Annotated in this window: 16 protein-coding genes; 10 read left to right on the top strand and 6 right to left on the bottom strand. The window is 70.5% G+C overall.

Features of this window, described 5'->3' with window-relative positions:
* Nucleotides 1-50 precede the first annotated feature (50 nt).
* The gene (locus tag H0523_RS17965; RefSeq protein WP_054434046.1) at nucleotides 51-1,214 is read left to right on the top strand and encodes a metallophosphoesterase; all 1,164 of its coding nucleotides are present in this window, start codon (nucleotides 51-53) and stop codon (nucleotides 1,212-1,214) included.
* A gap of 1 nt (nucleotide 1,215) precedes the next feature.
* Here H0523_RS17965 and H0523_RS17960 read toward each other — a convergent pair whose 3' ends face one another.
* The gene (locus H0523_RS17960) at nucleotides 1,216-1,671 is read right to left on the bottom strand and encodes an Lrp/AsnC family transcriptional regulator (RefSeq protein ID WP_006394840.1); all 456 of its coding nucleotides are present in this window, start codon (nucleotides 1,669-1,671) and stop codon (nucleotides 1,216-1,218) included.
* Nucleotides 1,672-1,763: 92 nt separating this feature from the next.
* Here H0523_RS17960 and H0523_RS17955 point away from each other — a divergent pair, with 92 nt between their 5' ends.
* Nucleotides 1,764-2,975, top strand: coding sequence for an MFS transporter (locus tag H0523_RS17955; protein WP_054434045.1), 1,212 nt, complete (start codon nucleotides 1,764-1,766; stop codon nucleotides 2,973-2,975).
* 4 nt (nucleotides 2,976-2,979) lie between these two features.
* Here the strand turns inward: H0523_RS17955 and H0523_RS17950 are convergent, their stop codons facing one another.
* Both H0523_RS17950 and H0523_RS17945 read right to left on the bottom strand, forming a co-directional pair.
* A complete protein-coding gene (locus H0523_RS17950) occupies nucleotides 2,980-3,951 on the bottom strand; it encodes a GGDEF domain-containing protein (protein WP_054434167.1) in 972 nt (323 codons plus the stop codon).
* A 148-nt stretch (nucleotides 3,952-4,099) separates the two neighbouring features.
* Nucleotides 4,100-4,921, bottom strand: coding sequence for a MetQ/NlpA family ABC transporter substrate-binding protein (locus H0523_RS17945; RefSeq protein ID WP_054460660.1), 822 nt, complete (start codon nucleotides 4,919-4,921; stop codon nucleotides 4,100-4,102).
* 154 nt (nucleotides 4,922-5,075) lie between these two features.
* On the opposite strand from H0523_RS17945, the gene rocF reads away from it, so the two are divergent.
* From rocF to H0523_RS17925, 4 genes are all read left to right on the top strand, one after another.
* Nucleotides 5,076-6,014, top strand: coding sequence for an arginase (rocF, locus tag H0523_RS17940; protein ID WP_054434043.1), 939 nt, complete (start codon nucleotides 5,076-5,078; stop codon nucleotides 6,012-6,014).
* Between the two features lie 107 nt (nucleotides 6,015-6,121).
* Nucleotides 6,122-7,183, top strand: coding sequence for an alcohol dehydrogenase (locus H0523_RS17935; protein ID WP_054434042.1), 1,062 nt, complete (start codon nucleotides 6,122-6,124; stop codon nucleotides 7,181-7,183).
* Between the two features lie 79 nt (nucleotides 7,184-7,262).
* A complete protein-coding gene (locus H0523_RS17930; RefSeq protein WP_054434041.1) occupies nucleotides 7,263-7,640 on the top strand; it encodes a DUF423 domain-containing protein in 378 nt (125 codons plus the stop codon).
* A gap of 77 nt (nucleotides 7,641-7,717) precedes the next feature.
* Complete coding sequence (locus H0523_RS17925) at nucleotides 7,718-8,626, top strand: DMT family transporter (protein WP_054434040.1); 909 nt, start codon at nucleotides 7,718-7,720, stop codon at nucleotides 8,624-8,626.
* Nucleotides 8,627-8,683: 57 nt separating this feature from the next.
* On the opposite strand, the gene H0523_RS17920 is transcribed toward H0523_RS17925, so the two are convergent.
* Complete coding sequence (locus H0523_RS17920; protein WP_054434039.1) at nucleotides 8,684-9,322, bottom strand: glutathione S-transferase family protein; 639 nt, start codon at nucleotides 9,320-9,322, stop codon at nucleotides 8,684-8,686.
* 4 nt (nucleotides 9,323-9,326) lie between these two features.
* The gene (locus H0523_RS17915) at nucleotides 9,327-10,505 is read right to left on the bottom strand and encodes a PQQ-dependent sugar dehydrogenase (protein WP_369815813.1); all 1,179 of its coding nucleotides are present in this window, start codon (nucleotides 10,503-10,505) and stop codon (nucleotides 9,327-9,329) included.
* 112 nt (nucleotides 10,506-10,617) lie between these two features.
* On the opposite strand from H0523_RS17915, the gene H0523_RS17910 reads away from it, so the two are divergent.
* A complete protein-coding gene (locus tag H0523_RS17910) occupies nucleotides 10,618-11,232 on the top strand; it encodes a glutathione S-transferase family protein (RefSeq protein ID WP_054434038.1) in 615 nt (204 codons plus the stop codon).
* Between the two features lie 67 nt (nucleotides 11,233-11,299).
* Here H0523_RS17910 and H0523_RS17905 read toward each other — a convergent pair whose 3' ends face one another.
* Nucleotides 11,300-12,253: a LysR family transcriptional regulator gene (locus tag H0523_RS17905; RefSeq protein ID WP_054434037.1), complete on the bottom strand. Its 954-nt coding sequence runs from the start codon at nucleotides 12,251-12,253 to the stop codon at nucleotides 11,300-11,302.
* Nucleotides 12,254-12,373: 120 nt separating this feature from the next.
* On the opposite strand from H0523_RS17905, the gene H0523_RS17900 reads away from it, so the two are divergent.
* The 3 genes from H0523_RS17900 to cuyB are packed head-to-tail and all read left to right on the top strand — an operon-like array spanning nucleotide 12,374 to nucleotide 15,595.
* The gene (locus H0523_RS17900) at nucleotides 12,374-13,354 is read left to right on the top strand and encodes a Bug family tripartite tricarboxylate transporter substrate binding protein (protein WP_054434036.1); all 981 of its coding nucleotides are present in this window, start codon (nucleotides 12,374-12,376) and stop codon (nucleotides 13,352-13,354) included.
* A gap of 8 nt (nucleotides 13,355-13,362) precedes the next feature.
* The gene (locus H0523_RS17895) at nucleotides 13,363-14,859 is read left to right on the top strand and encodes an N-acyl-D-amino-acid deacylase family protein (protein ID WP_054434035.1); all 1,497 of its coding nucleotides are present in this window, start codon (nucleotides 13,363-13,365) and stop codon (nucleotides 14,857-14,859) included.
* On the top strand, nucleotides 14,852-15,595 hold the full coding sequence (gene cuyB, locus H0523_RS17890) for a cysteate racemase (RefSeq protein ID WP_054434034.1): 744 nt from the start codon (nucleotides 14,852-14,854) through the stop codon (nucleotides 15,593-15,595). Before H0523_RS17895 ends, cuyB begins: the two co-directional genes overlap by 8 nt.
* Nucleotides 15,596-15,684: the final 89 nt, after the last annotated feature.

Below are 15,684 nucleotides of genomic sequence, written 5' to 3'. Positions count from 1 at the left end.
CCTTCGCTACCGTTGGGCCGCCCCTCGCGCCGGCCCCCGCCCCGCCGCCCGTGTCTCTACGCCAATCCTCGTTTTTCCTGCGCTTTCTGACCCTGGGCGCGCTGGCCCACGTCTACGTCGGCGCCCGCCTGATCCCCGACGCCGGCCTGGACGGCCCGGGTTCGGCGAGCGCGATCCTGCTGCTGATCCTGTCGTGCATCCTGATTCCGCTGGGCATGCTGGCGCGCTCGTCGGTGCACCCGCCCTGGGGCGACCGCATCGCCTGGGTCGGCCTGATCGCCATGGGGCTGTTCTCGTCGCTGTTCGTGCTGACGGTGCTGCGCGACGCGCTGTTGCTGGTGACGTGGCTGGTGAGCCTGGCGACGGGCCCGGGACTGCCCTGGATCGACTTGCGGCGCATCAGCGCGATCGCCGTCGCGGCACTGGCGCTGGCGGCCACGCTGGTCGGCTTCTACAACGCCCGCCGGCGCGCCCGCGTAGTGACGGTCGACGTGCCGATCCGCGGCCTGCCGACCGACCTGGACGGCTTCACCATTGTGCAGATCAGCGACATCCACGTCGGGCCGACGATCAAGCGGCGCTACGTGCAGGCCATCGTCGACGCGGTCAACGAGCTGACGCCCGACGTCATCGCCATCACCGGCGACGTGGTGGACGGCAGCGTCGAGCAGCTGGCGGCGCAGGCCAGCCCGCTGGGCCAGCTGCGCGCGCCCTTCGGCGTGTACCTGGTGACCGGCAACCATGAATATTATTCAGGCGCCGCGCCCTGGGTGGCGGAATTCCGCCGCATGGGCTTGCGGGTGCTGATGAACGAGCATGCCGTGATCCATCCCGCCGGCCTGCCGGTGGTGGTGGCCGGCGTCACCGACTACAGCGCCGGCGCGTTCGACCCGCGCCAGCGCAGCAACCCCGCGGCGGCGCTGGCCGGCGCGCCGGCCGATGCGCTGCCCAAGATCCTGCTGGCGCACCAGCCGCGCAGCGCGGCCGCGGCCGCGCCGCTGGGCTACACCCTGCAACTGTCGGGCCACACGCATGGCGGCCAGTTCTTCCCCTGGGGCTTTTTCGTGCGCTTCCAGCAGCCGTACACGGCCGGCCTGCACCGCCTGGGCGACATGTGGGTCTACATCAGCCGCGGCACCGGCTACTGGGGCCCGCCCAAGCGCCTGGGCGCGCCGTCCGAGATCACCCGCCTGCGATTGCGGCCGGTGCACTGAACTAGGCGTCGTCCGGCAGCGGCCCGCGCTCCAGGTAGCTGGTCAGCGCGATATCGCTGGTGGTGTTGGTGATGCCCTCGATCTGGTGGATGCGCGCCAGCAGCGCCTCCAGCGCCTGCGTGTCGCGCACCCGCACCTTGAGCAGCATGGCGCTCTTGCCGGTGATGGTGTGGATCTCCTCGACCTCGGTCAGTTCGGCCAGGCCCAGCACCTGTTGGGTGATGCTCCAGTTGTTGGTGTCCACGTGCACGAACGCCAGCAGCGGGCGGCCGATGCGGGCGCCGTCCAGCCGCGCGGCGATGCCCTTGATGAGGCCGTCGCGCTTGAGGCGCTTGACCCGCTCGTGCACGGCGGGGGCCGACAGGTTCAGCAATTTGCCCAATTCGGCGTAGCTCGGCGAGGCGTCGTCCGCCAGCAGCGTTAATAGTTTTCGGTCGCGGTCGTCGAGATCTGGCATTGGAATCTGGTTCTGCCTAACGGCATTCGAACTTTTACGGGATAAAGGAATATCGGTATTAACCCTTATTTTATTCCAATAAAATTCCGCGGATGCAGAACCGCAACACCGCTCGCGCGCCGTCGCGCCGCCAGCCGCTTCCCCCCGCCATCCCCGCCTTGATGTTCGCCGTCAGCGTCGTCGGCTCGAACGGCCTGGCGCTCAGCCCGATCCTGTCGGACGTGGCGCGTTCGTTCGGCAGCACCGCCCTCACCGTCAGCACCGCCATTTCGGCCTACGGCGCGGCCACCGCGGCCAGCGCCTTCCTGCTGGCGGCCCGCATCGACCGCTGGGGCATCCGCCGTTCCCTCCTCATCGCCATGGCGGTGCTGATCGCGGCGCTGCTGCTGTCGGCCACCGCGCCGCACTGGATCGTCCTGACCGTGGCCCAGGCGCTGGCCGGCGCCGCCGCGGGCGTGATCCTGCCGGCGGCCTACGGCTCGGCCTCGCTGGTGGCCGCCGCCGGACAGGAAACCCGCGCGCTGGGGCGCGTGATCTCGGGCTGGTCGGTCTCGCTGGTGGCTGGCGTGCCCCTGTCGGCGCTGATCTCCGACGCGGTCGGCTGGCGCGCCACCTACGCCGTGCTGGCCCTGTGCGCCGCGGTCGCGCTGGCGGGGCTGCGCAAGCTGCCGGAACGCCGCAGCGCCCACGCCGCGCCGCCGCGGCTGTCGCGCCTGCTGGCGCCGCTGTCGTACCGCGACGTGCCGGTGCTGCTGCTGGGCTGCCTGGCGTTCTCGTCGGCCTTCTACGGCGTCTATGCCTTCCTGGCGGATCACGTGCGCACCCTGCTGGGACTGTCGGCGGGCCAGGTCGGCTTCATCGCCTTCGCCTATGGCGCCGGCTTCCTGCTGGCCGGCCTGGGCGGCGCGCCGCTGATCGAGCGGCTGGGCCCGCGCCGCGCCCTGCCGCTGGCGCTGGCCGCCATCGCCCTGGTCTACCTGGCGCTGCTGCCGGCCGCGCACGCGCTGACGGCGGTGCTGGCGCTGGCCGCGCTGTGGGGCGCGGCCTCGCAACTGAGCCTGAACCTGCTGGTGCTGTTGTTGTCGCGGGCCCGGCCCGACGAACGCGGCGCGGTGCTGGGACTGAATACCTGCACCACCTACCTGGGCGCCAGCGTCGGCACCGCGGTGGCCGGCACGCTCTACACCCACGCCGGCTTCGAGAGCCTGGGGCTGGCCGCCGCGGCCGCCGTGGCCCTGGCCGCGCTGGCCCTGCACTGGCGCCTGAACGGCCGCCGCGCCGGCGAGCGCCGCGCCGCCGCCTGACGCCTCAGGACGGCAGGACCACCGCGCAATCGCGGCCCGAGCGCTTGGCCTGATACAAGGCCTGGTCGGCGCGCCGCAGCACGTCCGACATGCTGGCGTCGGTTTCCAGGAAACCGGTGATGCCGCCGCTGGCCGACAGCACCACGGCGTGGCCGTCGATGTTGGCCGGGTGCTGGCGCAGGCTGGCGCGCAGCCGGTCACAGACCGCCAGCGCCACATCCTGGCCGGCGTCCGCCAGCAGCACCACGAATTCCTCGCCGCCCAGGCGTCCGACCGAATCGCCCTCGCGCAGGCAGGCCCGCAACTGGTCGCAGAAATGGCGCAAGGCGGCATCGCCGCCCAGGTGGCCGTAGCGGTCGTTGACCTGCTTGAAAAAATCCAGGTCCAGCATCAGCGCCGTATGGCCGGCGCCATGCCGGGCCGCCTCCAGCATCGTCTTCATGCGCTGCAGGATCTCGGCGCGGGTCCAGCAGCCGGTCAGGCCGTCGACCTTGGCCAGGCGCGCCAGCGCGGCCTCGTTGCGGCGGTTCTCGGTCACGTCCATGCCGATGTTGACGACGCTGCCATCAGGCAGGCGCACGTTGGACCACATGACCGACAGGCGCTCGCCGTCGCGCGTCAGCGGCCGCCATTCGCGAAAGCCGCGCTGCGGCGTCCGCCCGACGCTTTCGACGACCCGGGCGCGGATCTCCGGGTCGGGATAGAACAGCGCCAGCGGTTCGGGATGCTGGTTGATCTCGTCGCGGGTCCAGCCGAAGCGGCGCTCGCAGGCGTCGTTCCACAGCAGGCATTGGCCGCGCTCGTCGAACGCGTTGATCAGCACCGGGGCGTTGTGGAACAGGGCCTCGTATTGGGCCACCACCTGGCGCAGGCGGGCCAGTTCCTCGTCGCGCGGGTCCGGCGCGCCCGCGCGGTCGCCGCCGGCAAGGCGCGGCGACGAGGCATTCAGGGCGTCATTCGAAGAAACGAGTCGCATGGGGTGGCGGGCGGGCAAAGGCGTCACGGCGGGGCCGGATCGGCCCCGGGGGGTGCAAAGCGCGGCCAGTATACGGTCAAGGCCGCGCGGCAATTGCCAAGAAACGTCAAGCCCGCCCGGGCCCCTCCCGCTCCGCAGCGGCCCCGCGCTACCAGGGGAAGCTGATCAGGTCGCCGTACAGGCTGCGCAGCTTGGCCTTGACCTCGGCCGACTGCTGGTAGATGGCGATGAACTTCAGCAGGCGCGGGTCCTGCGCGCGGTCGGGCCGCGCGACCCAGCGGATGGCGTAGCGGCGCACATTGGCCGGATCGGTGTTGTCGAACGCCAGGCCGTCCTTTTCGTCCAGGCCGGCCTGCTTGGCGAAGGTGGTGTACGTGACCGACGCCGTGACGTCGTCGAACACGCGCGCCGACTGCGAGCCCTCGATCTGCACGAACTTCAGCTTCTTGGGGTTGTCGGTCACGTCCTCGATCGTGGCCTGGTGCGCCACGCCCGGCTTGAGCTTGATCAGGCCGATGGACTCCAGCAGCAGCAAGGCGCGGCCGGTGTTGACCGGATCGTTGGGCACCGCGATGGTGGCCCCGTCCGGCAGCGGCTGGCCCTTCTTGAGCTTCTTGGAGAACAGGCCGATGGTGGTCGAATACCCGTAGGCGATGGGCGTCAGGTTGGCGCCGCGGCGGGCGTTGAACAGTTGCAGGAACGGTTCGTGCTGGAAGAAATTGGCGTCGACCGAGCCGTCGGCCACCGCGATGTTGGGCAATACCCAGTCGTTGAATTCGACCAGCTCGACCTCCAGGCCGGCCTTGCGGGCCTCGGCCACGGCCAGCTCGGTGGCGGCATTGGCCACGCTCGGGATGAGGCCGATGCGCAGCGGCTTGTCGGCCGCCAGCGCCGGGCTGGCGCAGGCCAGCCCCAGGGCGGCCGCGGCGGCGCCGCGCGCCAGGGTCAGGAACAGGGATTGCAAAGACATGGGATCATCCGGAAAAGAATTCGATCGGCCCGGCTATTGTGCCGCAGCGCCGTTCCCGCGCGGCCAAAGGCCTTGCCCGCGCCATGGCGATCGCGTCACGCCGCGGCGCTACACTCGACCCCGATACCGAAACCCTGCATGACGGAGTCCGACCTTGCAAAACACCGCTACCCTGCCCCCGCATGTCACCCTGATCGGCGCGCCCACGGACATCGGCGCGGGCGCCCGCGGCGCCTCGATGGGCCCCGAGGCGCTGCGCGTGGCCGGCATCGGCCCCGTCATCGAAGCCCAGGGATTCCAGGTCACCGACCGCGGCAACCTCTACGGCCCGGCCAACCCCTGGCAGCCGCCCGTGGACGGCTACCGTCACCTGAACGAGGTGGCCGCCTGGAACCAGGCCGTGCACGACGCCATGTACGAGGCGCTGACGCAGGGCTCGCTGCCGATCCTGCTGGGCGGCGACCACTGCCTGGGCATCGGCTCGATCAGCGCGGTGGCGCGCCATTGCCGCGACACCGGCAAGAAGCTGCGGGTGCTGTGGCTGGACGCGCACACCGACTTCAACACCAACGCGCTCACGCCCACCGGCAACATCCACGGCATGCCGGTGGCCTGCCTCTGCGGCCATGGCCCGGCCCAGATCACCGGCATGTCGGGCCAGACGCCCGACATCGATCCGGCCTGGGTGCGCCAGATCGGCATCCGCAGCGTCGATGACGGCGAGAAGCGCCTGGTGCACCAGGCCGGCCTGGAAGTGTTCGACATGCGCTACCTGGACGAAATGGGCATGCGCGCGACGATGGAAGCGGCGCTGGCCGGACTGGACGCCGACACCCACCTGCACGTCAGTTTCGACGTCGACTTCCTCGACCCGGAGATCGCGCCCGGCGTCGGCACCACGGTCATGGGCGGCCCGACCTACCGCGAGGCCCAGCTGTGCATGGAGATGATCGCCGACACCGGCCTGATGCGCTCGCTCGACGTGGTCGAACTGAACCCGGCCTTCGACGTGCGCAACAAGACCGCCGACCTGGCGGTGGACCTGATCGAGAGCCTGTTCGGCAAGTCGACGCTGGTGCGCCGCGGCGGCTGACGCGCGCTTGCCAGACGCGGTGGCGGCGGACGGGTTGCCGATTGCCACCGAACTGATTGAGAATGCCCCTGGTAGAGCAAGAAACCGCCCCCCAGAGGAGACATTCCATGAAGTGCTATTGCGTCGTCAATTTCCGCGAACCGCTGCAGCAGATGGATCAGCCCATTGCCGCGCCGCAAGGCTCGCAGGTGCTGCTGAAGGTCCGCGCCGCGGGCGTCTGCCACAGCGACATCCACCTGTGGGAAGGCGGCTACGACCTGGGCCAGGGCCGCACCCTGTCGCTCAAGGAACGGGGCGTGACGCTGCCCCTGACGATGGGCCATGAAACGGTCGGCAGCGTGGTCGCCGCCGGCCCCGACGCCACGGGCGTCGAAACCGGCCGCAACTACCTGGTCTATCCGTGGATCGGCTGCGGCGCCTGCCCCACCTGCCTGTCCGGGCAGGAAAACCACTGTACCGCCCCCGCCTGCCTGGGCATCCATCGCGCCGGCGGCTACGCCGAGCAGATGCTGGTGCCGCACCCGCGCTACCTGATCGACATCGGCGATCTCGATCCGGCCCGCATCGCCCCCTACGCCTGCTCGGGCCTGACCACCTATTCGGCGCTCAGGAAGATCGGCGAGGCCGTCTACCGCGAGCACCCCGTGGTCATCTTCGGCGCCGGCGGCCTGGGCCTGATGAGCCTGACGCTGATCAAGGCGCTGGGCGGCAAGGGCGGCATCGTGGTCGACATCGACCCGGCCAAGCGCCAGGCCGCGCTGGAGGCCGGCGCGCTGGCCGCCATCGACGGCGCCGCGCCCGACGCCGCGCGGCAGATCATCCAGGCCGCCGGCGGCAAGCCGCTGCAGGCGGCCATCGACCTGGTGGGCGCCCCGTCCACCACCGCGCTGGCGTTCGACTTCCTGACCAAGGGCGGCAAGCTCATCATCGTCGGGCTGTTCGGCGGCGCCTCGTCGTGGCCGATCGCCCTGATTCCGATGAAGGCCATGTCCATCATCGGCAGCTACGTCGGCAACCTGGCCGAACTGCGCGAGCTGATGGAACTGGTGCGGGCCGGCAAGGTGCCGCCGATGCCGGTGCACCGCTATCCGCTGGATGCGGCCGACAGCGTGCTGGCGTCGCTGCGCGCCGGCAAGGTGCTAGGCCGGGCGGTGCTGACGGTGGATTGATCCTCCGCCGGGGCCGCCGCGAATGGGCCTATCATAGGCACCTGCGCAACCGCGCCCACTTTCCCGCAAAGGATCCCGCATGACCGACCGCCAGCTCACCATTCTCGCGGCCATCAACCTGCTGATCGCCGTCGGCGCCGGCGCCTTCGGCGCGCACGGCCTCAAGCGCCTGGTGACCCCCGAGCTGCTGGCGGTCTGGCAGACCGGCGTCATGTACCATCTGATCCACGGCCTGGGCCTGTTCATCATCGCGCTGCTCGGCGCGCGCTACGGTTCGCCGCTGCTGTCGGCCGCCGGCCTGGTGATGTTCATCGGCATCGTCCTGTTTTCAGGTAGCCTGTACGTCCTGACCCTGACCGGCACCCACTGGCTCGGCGCGATCACGCCCGTGGGCGGCGCGGCCTTCCTGGCCGCCTGGGCGATGGTGGCGCTGGCCGCCTACCGCGCCCAGGGCTGAGCCCCCTCGCCGGGCCGCGGCCCGGCACCCCCGCATTGCCTCCTGGCGGCCTCGGCCGCCTTTCCTGCTGAACCCCGATGTCGTCCTCTACCGTTTTTCCCGCCGCGCGTGACCACTCCGTCTTCACGGGCATCGCCTGTGTCGCCGGAGGCATCTTCTTCCTGACGCTCAGCGACGCCAACGCCAAATGGCTGGGCACCTCCTACAACCCGCTGCAGATCCTGTTCCTGCGCGCGCTGATCGCGCTGCCGTTCGTCACCGCCCTGGCCGTCTGGCTGGGCGGACGCCGGGTGCTGCGCACGGCCCATCCCGGCCTGCACCTGACGCGCGGCGCCATCAACGTGGTCTCGGCCTGTTGTTTCTACCTGGGGTTGCGCGCGCTGCCGCTGGCGGAGGCCACCGCCATCGCGTTCGCCGCGCCGTTGTTCGTCACCGCGCTGTCGGTGCTGATCCTGAAGGAGCGCGTCGATGGCCGGCGCTGGCTGGCGGTGCTGGCCGGGTTCGCGGGCGTGCTGATCATCGTGCGGCCGGGCACCGACGCCTTCCAGGCCGCCACCCTGCTGCCGCTGACCACCGCCTTCCTGTACGCCGTCATGATGATCACGGCGCGCGGCATCAGCCGCGGTGAAGGCATGCTGACCACCACCTTCTACATCGTCGCCGGCCAGCTGGTGTGCAGCGCGGTGGCCCTGCCCTGGGTCTGGCACACGCCGGCCATGGTCGACCTGCCCTATTTCGCGGCGGTGGCGCTGTTCAGCACGCTCGGGCTGGCGCTGATCACGCAGGGCTTTCGCATCGCGCCGGCCTCGGTGGTGGCGCCGTTCGACTACACCGGCCTGATCTGGGCCACGCTGCTGGGCTGGATCTTCTGGCGCGAGGCGCCCGACGCCTATGCCTACCTGGGCGCGCTGTTCATCGCCGGCAGCGGCGTCTACATCGCGGTGCGCGAGGCGCGCGGCTCGCACAAGCGGCGCGCCAAGGCCTAGCGGCCAGGCCGGCCAAGCCGCGCGGCGGTCAATGGTCGGCCCCGCGCGGCGCGCCCGCTATTCGGTCGGCGGCGGGAAATTACGGCGCAGCACGCCCGCCACGGTCGGCTCCAGCGCCGCCTGGTCGGCGACCGCCGTCAAGGCCGGACAGTGGGCCTCGAACCAGGCGCGGCCCGGCCGCCAGTGCGTCATCACCGTCACGTACAGGTCCAGCGCCGAAAAGCGCCGGCCCAGCATGTGCGGCGCGCCGGCCTGGCGCTCCAGTTCCAGCCACAGTTCCGCGCGCCGCGTATGCACCCGCTCGCGCAGCAGGTCGGCCGCCGCGCCCGGCGTGGTCCAGTGCGGCGGATCATCGCCGTAGGTGAAGGTGGGGTAGATCGCCGCCACCAGCCGCACCAGCAGGTTCAGGAAACGCGCCCGCTCGGGCCGTGATGGCTCGGGCGCCAGGCCGGCCTGCGGCGCCACGTCGTGCAGGTGCAGCACCATCGCCGCGCTTTCGGTCATCACTTCGCCGTCCGGCGTGATCAGCGTCGGCACCTGGCCCAGCGGATTGAGGTGCAGCAGCCGGTCGCGCTCGGGACCGGGCTTGAGGTACGGCACGTCGGTCAGCGTGTGCGGCACGCTGGCCAGCGCCAGCGCCATCTCGACCACGGCCGAACCGCAGCCGGGCGAGCCGATCAATTCATAGGTCTTCATGACATCACCCTCCCGCTGGCGCCGGCGCCAGCCGCAGCAGCTCGCCCGGCGACGCGTCGGTCAGCACATACACAAATCCGTCCGGCCCCTGCCGCACGTCGCGGATGCGGGCCTTGCGCTCGCCCAGCAGGCGTTCCTCGGCCACCACCTTGTCGCCGTCCAGCGTCAGCCGGATCAGGTCCTGGTCGGCCAGCGCGCCGATGAAGAGCGAATGGCGCCAGGCGGGAAAGCGGTCGGCATCGTAGAACGCCATGCCGCTGATGGCCGGCGACTTGGCCCACCAGTACAGCGGCGATTCCATGCCCGGCAACGTCTCGCCCTTGGCCTCGGGAATCGGCTGGCCAGAGTAATTGATGCCGTAGGTCGCCAGCGGCCAGCCGTAGTTCTTGCCGGGCTGCACCAGGTTGATCTCGTCGCCGCCGCGCGGGCCGTGCTCGTGCTCCCACAGCGCGCCGCTCCACGGATTCATCGCCATGCCCTGCGGATTGCGGTGCCCGTACGACCAGATTTCCGGCCGCGCGCCGGCCTTGCCGACAAAGGGATTGTCGGGCGGCACCGAGCCGTCGACGTTCAGGCGCACCACCTTGCCCTGCAGCTTGTCGAGGTCCTGCGCGGTCGGGCGCTGGTTGTTCTCGCCCAGTGAAATGAACAGATGGCCCTTGCCGTCGAACACCAGGCGCGAGCCGAAATGCAGGCCCTGCGACAGCTTGGGCGCCTGGCGGAACAGCACCTGGAAGTCCTCCAGCGCCGTGGCGTCGGCCGACAGCCGGCCGCGGCCGACGGCGGTGCCGCTGCGCGAGCCATCCGATTCGGCGTATGACAGATAGACGTAGCGGTCCTGCGCGAAGCCCGGCGACAGGGCCACGTCCAGCAGGCCGCCCTGCCCCTGCGCCGCCACCTTGGGCACGCCGGCCAGCGGTTGGGACAGGCCGCCCGGGATGCGCAGCAGCCGCAGGCTGCCGGGGCGCTCGGTGATCAGCATGCCGCCCTCGGGCAGGAAGGCCATCGACCAGGGATGCTCCAGGCCGCCCACCACGACGGTCACCTGCGCGCGCGCGGCGGGCGGCCTGTCGGGACTTTTCTGCGGGGTGGCCCAGACGCTGGCCGCGCATAGCGCGGCGCCGGCGAAGGCGATCAGGGACGAGGCGCGACGGATCGCGGACGGGCGTGACGGCATGGACATCTCCGGCGGCGGGGTGAAGCGCGGCGGCACGGCGCGGCGCCTTGCGGGTGGCGTACCATAGGAGCCAGCGACGGGTGGCTGCCCGTCCATTTCTCTCAGGAGACTCCCTTACATGAAACTGTACTACATGCCCGGCGCGTGCTCGCTCGCCTCCCACATCGTGCTGGAATGGATCGGCAAGCCCTATGACACGCACAAGCTCAGCCGCGACGAACTCAAGGGTCCCGAGTTCCTGAAGGTCAATCCGCTGGGCGCCGTGCCCGCGCTGGTCGACGACGGTTTCGCGCTGACCCAGAACGTCGCGATTCTGGAATACCTGGCCGAACAGGCGCCGCAGGCCAAGCTGCTGGGCGACGGCTCGGCCCGCTCGCGCGCCGACGTGCGCCGCTGGCTCGGCTTCATCAACTCCGACATCCACAAGACCTTCTCGATGATCTTCGGCGCCGGCCGCTTCCTCAACGAAGAAGGCCCGCAGCAGGAACTGGCCGCCTCGGCCTCCAAGATCCTGACGCGACTGTTCGCGCTGCTGGACGCCCAGCTCATCAACCAACCCTACCTGGGCGGCGAGGCGCCGTCGATCGCCGACGCCTACCTCTACGTGGTGCTGCGCTGGGCCCACGCCAAGCAGGTCGACCTGGCGGGCCAGGACCACCTGGCCGCGTTCTTCAAGCGCATGGAAGACAACGCCGGCGTCAAGGCCGCGCTCAAGGCCGAAGGCCTGGCATGACGGCATCGGCGCCGGCCTGCCCGCGCGCCATCGCCCCGGCCGTCCTGGACGCCGGGGCGTTCTTTTTTCAGGCCCCCGCCACGGCCGGCGCCGCGCTCTCCAGGATCTTCTTGACCGCCGCCAGGAAGCGCCGCGCCAGCAGCGGCGGCGCGCTCAGGTTCGAATGCGTGGCCCAGATCTCGACGCTGGCGCCCGGCGCGATCGGCCGCAGCACCATGCTGTCGGTCTGATCCGGCGACACGCACCAGGCATCCACCAGCGCCGGGCCCAGGCCCTGCTGCACGAACGAACAGGCCGTCACCGGCGAATGCACCTCGACCGCCGCCGCGCAGGCCGGCGCGCCGCCGAAGAACGACTGCAGCGCGCGTCCCAGCGGCGTGTCGTGGGGATAGCCGATCCAGGCCGCCGAGGCGAAATCCTCCGGATGCACCACCTCGTGCGCGGCCAGCGGATGGCCCTTGGGCAGCGCGCAGATCACCGGCACCGTCGCCAGCCGGGTCGAGGCCAGGTTGGGATGGTCCGGCGGCCGCATCGAGATGCCGATATCGGCCTGTCCCGACAGGAAATACGAGGCCAGTTCGTCGAACGTGACGCTGCGGTAATCGACCCGCGCGTCGGCATTGCGGTCGCGAAAGCGGCCCAGCGCCATCGGCACCAGCCGCTGGCCATAGCTGGCGCTGGCGACGATCTTGAGCATGCCCGCGCCCGACTGCCCGAGGCTGGCCGCCAGATCGTTGACGCGCTGGATGCCGCCATAGACCTGCTCGACCTCCGCATACAGGCGCCGCGCCTCGGCGGTGGGCGAGAGCCGGCTCTTGACCCGCTCGAACAGCCGGTAGCCCAGGCGCGTCTCGGTCAGCGCCAGCACCCGGCTCACCGCCGGTTGCGACACGTGCAGCATGCGCCCCGCGCCGCTGATCGAGCCGGCCATCATGATGGCGCGGAACACCTCGATCTGGCGCAGGTTCAGCGGCCGGCCGGCGCTGGGCCCGACCTCGTCGGCATAGGCCTGCTCATCCATGTTGGTTCCCCTTGATCAATAACGGCGGATTATAGGTTTTCGACATTTTTCGATGACGCGGTGCCGCATGCCCGGTGCTAATCTGCCGGCCTCCACACTACAAAACAAGGGGAATCCAGCATGCAACGCACCTTCATCCGCAGCCTCGCCGCCCTGGCGCTGGCCGCCACCTTCACCGCGGGCGCCCAGGCCGCCGGCGCCTATCCCGACAAGCCCATCACCTTCATCGTGCCGTCGGCCGCCGGCGGTTCGCCCGACGTGCTGTCGCGCCTGATCACGACCCAGATCTCCAAGGACACGGGCGCCACCCTGGTGGTGGAAAACCGTCCCGGCGCCGCCGGCAACATCGGTATCGCGCTGGTCAAGCGCGCCGCGCCCGACGGCTACACGGTGGGCTACGGCAACATCAACACGCTGGCGGTCAACCGCTCGCTGTTCAAGCGCCTGCCCTACGACGTCGACCAGGACCTGGCGCCCGTGGCCCACATGTTCGACCTGTACAACGCGCTGATCGTGCCGGCCGACTCGCCCGTCAAGAGCGTGCAGGACCTGATCGACCGCGCCCGCAAGGAGCCCGGCCGCCTGTCGTACGGCGCTTCCGGCGTCGGCACCACCGGCCACATGGGCGGCGAACTGTTCAAGAGCATGGCCAAGGTCGACGTCATGTTCATCCCGTACAACGGCGGCCCCGCCGCCATCCAGGACCTGCTGGGCGGGCGCCTGGACTACCTGTTCGTCAACACCTCCGAGGCCACCCCGCTGGTCAAGAGCGGCAAGGTGCGCGCCATCGGCGTCAGCAGCCTGAAGCGCCTGGCGCTGATGCCCGACGTGCCGACGCTGGACGAAGCCGGCCTGAAGGGCTACGAAACCGTGGCCTGGGGCGGCGTGGTCGCGCCCAAGGGCACCCCGCCCGAGGTCGTCGCCAAGCTCAATGCCGCCATCCAGAAGGCGCTGCAGGCCCCCGAGGTCCGCACCGGCCTGGAAACGCTGGGCGCGGTGCCCGCCAGCGGCGCGCCGGATGAATTCAAGCAGCTGATCGATCGCGAAACCGCCAAGTGGAAGCAGATCATCGAAACCGCCGGCATCGAGAAACTGGACTGAGCCCCGCCATGACGGACCGCAGCACCCGGCTGGACCCCGCCCCGCGCGTCGACTTCATCGTGGCCGGCGCCACGCTCATCGACGGCGGCGGCGGGCCGTCGCGCCAGGGCGACCTGGCGGTGCGCGCCGGACGCATCGTGGCGCTGGGCGAATTCGCCCACGCCCCCGGCGTGCCGGTGATCGATGCCCGCGGCCTGGCGCTGGCGCCCGGCTTCATCGACTCGCACACCCACGACGACGGCTACCTGCTGGCGCATCCCGAGATGCTGCCCAAGGTCTCGCAAGGCATCACCACGGTCGTCACCGGCAACTGCGGCGTCAGCCTGGCGCCGCTGTCGCGCCAGGAGATCCCGCAGCCGCTGGACCTGCTGGGTCCGCCCGAGCTGTTCCGCTTCGAAACCTTCCGCGCCTGGCTCCAGGCCCTGGCCGACGCGCCCGCCGCGGTCAACGTCATCCCGCTGGTCGGCCACACCACGCTGCGCGTGGCGGTCATGGACGACACCGGCCGCGCCGCCACCGACGCCGAACGCCAGGCCATGCGCGCCCTGCTCGACGAGGCGCTGGAGGCCGGCGCCTTCGGCGTCTCCACCGGCACCTTCTACCCGCCCGCCAGCGCCGCGCCCACCGACGAGATCGTCGACGTCTGCCAGCCGCTGCGCGGCCGCGCCGGCGCGATCTACGCCACCCACCTGCGCGACGAGGCCGACCACATCGTGCCGGCCATGGAAGAGGCGCTGCTGATCGGCCGCGAACTGGACTGCCGCGTGGTGTTCTCGCACCACAAGCTGGCCGGCGAACGCAACCACGGGCGCAGCCGCGAAACGCTGGACATGATCAGCCGCGCCGCCGCCACGCAGCGCGTCTGCCTCGACTGCCACCCGTATCCCGCCACCTCGACCATGCTGCGGCTGGACCGCGCCCGCCTGGCCAGCCGCACCCTGATCACCTGGTCCAAGGGCTACCCCGAGGCCACCGGCCGCGACTTCGCCGACGTCATGGCCGAACTGGGCCTGGACGACGAAGCCGCCCTGGCCCGCCTGGCGCCCGCCGGCGCCATCTACTTTCTGATGGATCCGGCCGACGTCAACCGCATCTTCAGCCACCCGCTGACCATGGTCGGCTCCGATGGCCTGCCGTTCGACCCGCATCCGCACCCGCGCCAGTGGGGCACCTTCACCAACGTGCTGCGCACCATGGTGCGCGAACAACAGCTGCTGTCGCTCGAAACCGCCATCCACAAGATGACCGGCCTGGCGGCGGCCCAATACGGCCTGTCCGAGCGCGGCCTGCTGCGTGAGGGGTATCATGCTGATCTGGTGCTGTTCGATCCCGCCACGGTGACAGATGTGGCCACTTTTTCAGCTCCCATTCAGGTTAGTCAGGGCATCCACGGCGTGTGGGTCAATGGCCGGCAGGTGTGGGACGGGGAACGGACCGGCGCCGAGCGCCCGGGCCAGGTACTGGCACCCGGTGATGCATTACCTTGGAGTCAACAAAGTGAATAGCTATTCCCAGGGCTGTTACCTGGGTGTTTTGGGCGGCATGGGCCCCATGGCCGGCGCCGCCTTCGCGCTCCGCCTCGCGGCGCTCACGCCCGCCGACGCGGACCAGCAGCACATCCCCACCCTGCTTCGCAACGATCCGCGCATCCCCGATCGTTCCAGCGCCTACATGGCCGGCGGCGAGAATCCCCTGCCCTACATGGTCGAAGGCGTGCGCTTTCTGGAACGCGCCGGCGCCCAGCTCATCGCCATCCCCTGCAACACCGCGCACCTCTGGTACGACGACATCGCCGCCGCCACCCAGCGCCCCGTGCTGCACATCATCCAGGCCGTCATCGACGACCTGCGCCGCCTCGGCCTGCAACAGGGCCGCATCGGCCTGATGGGCACCGCCGCCACGCTCAAGCTCGGCCTCTACCAGCGCCACCTCGAAGCCCAGGGCTACGAATGCATCGTCCCCGACGACGATGAAGTCGAACGCTACTGCATGGCCTCGATCCGCGCCGTCAAGGGCAACCAGCTCGAAGCCGCCTTCGCCCCCGCCGCCGAATGCATCGCCCGCCTCAAGGCCCGCGGCGCCGACGCCGTCGTCCTGGGCTGCACCGAGCTGCCGCTGGCCGTGCCCCACGCCCTGCGCCCCAGCCTGGGCATCACCCTGACCGACTCGATCGACGCCCTGGCCCGCGCCGCCATCGCCCACTACCTGGCCGACCAGCCCGAGCAACGCATCGCCGCGTAGGCAAGGCCCGCGAGTTGCACAACCGCCCGACAACCGGGAGAATCGACCCGCGGGCCCCCCCTATCGGTGGCCGCGGATCATTCAGGAGT

Source organism: Achromobacter insuavis, assembly GCF_902859645.1.
Classification (GTDB): domain Bacteria; phylum Pseudomonadota; class Gammaproteobacteria; order Burkholderiales; family Burkholderiaceae_B; genus Achromobacter; species Achromobacter insuavis.
This window is presented reverse-complemented; position numbering and strand designations above follow the sequence as displayed.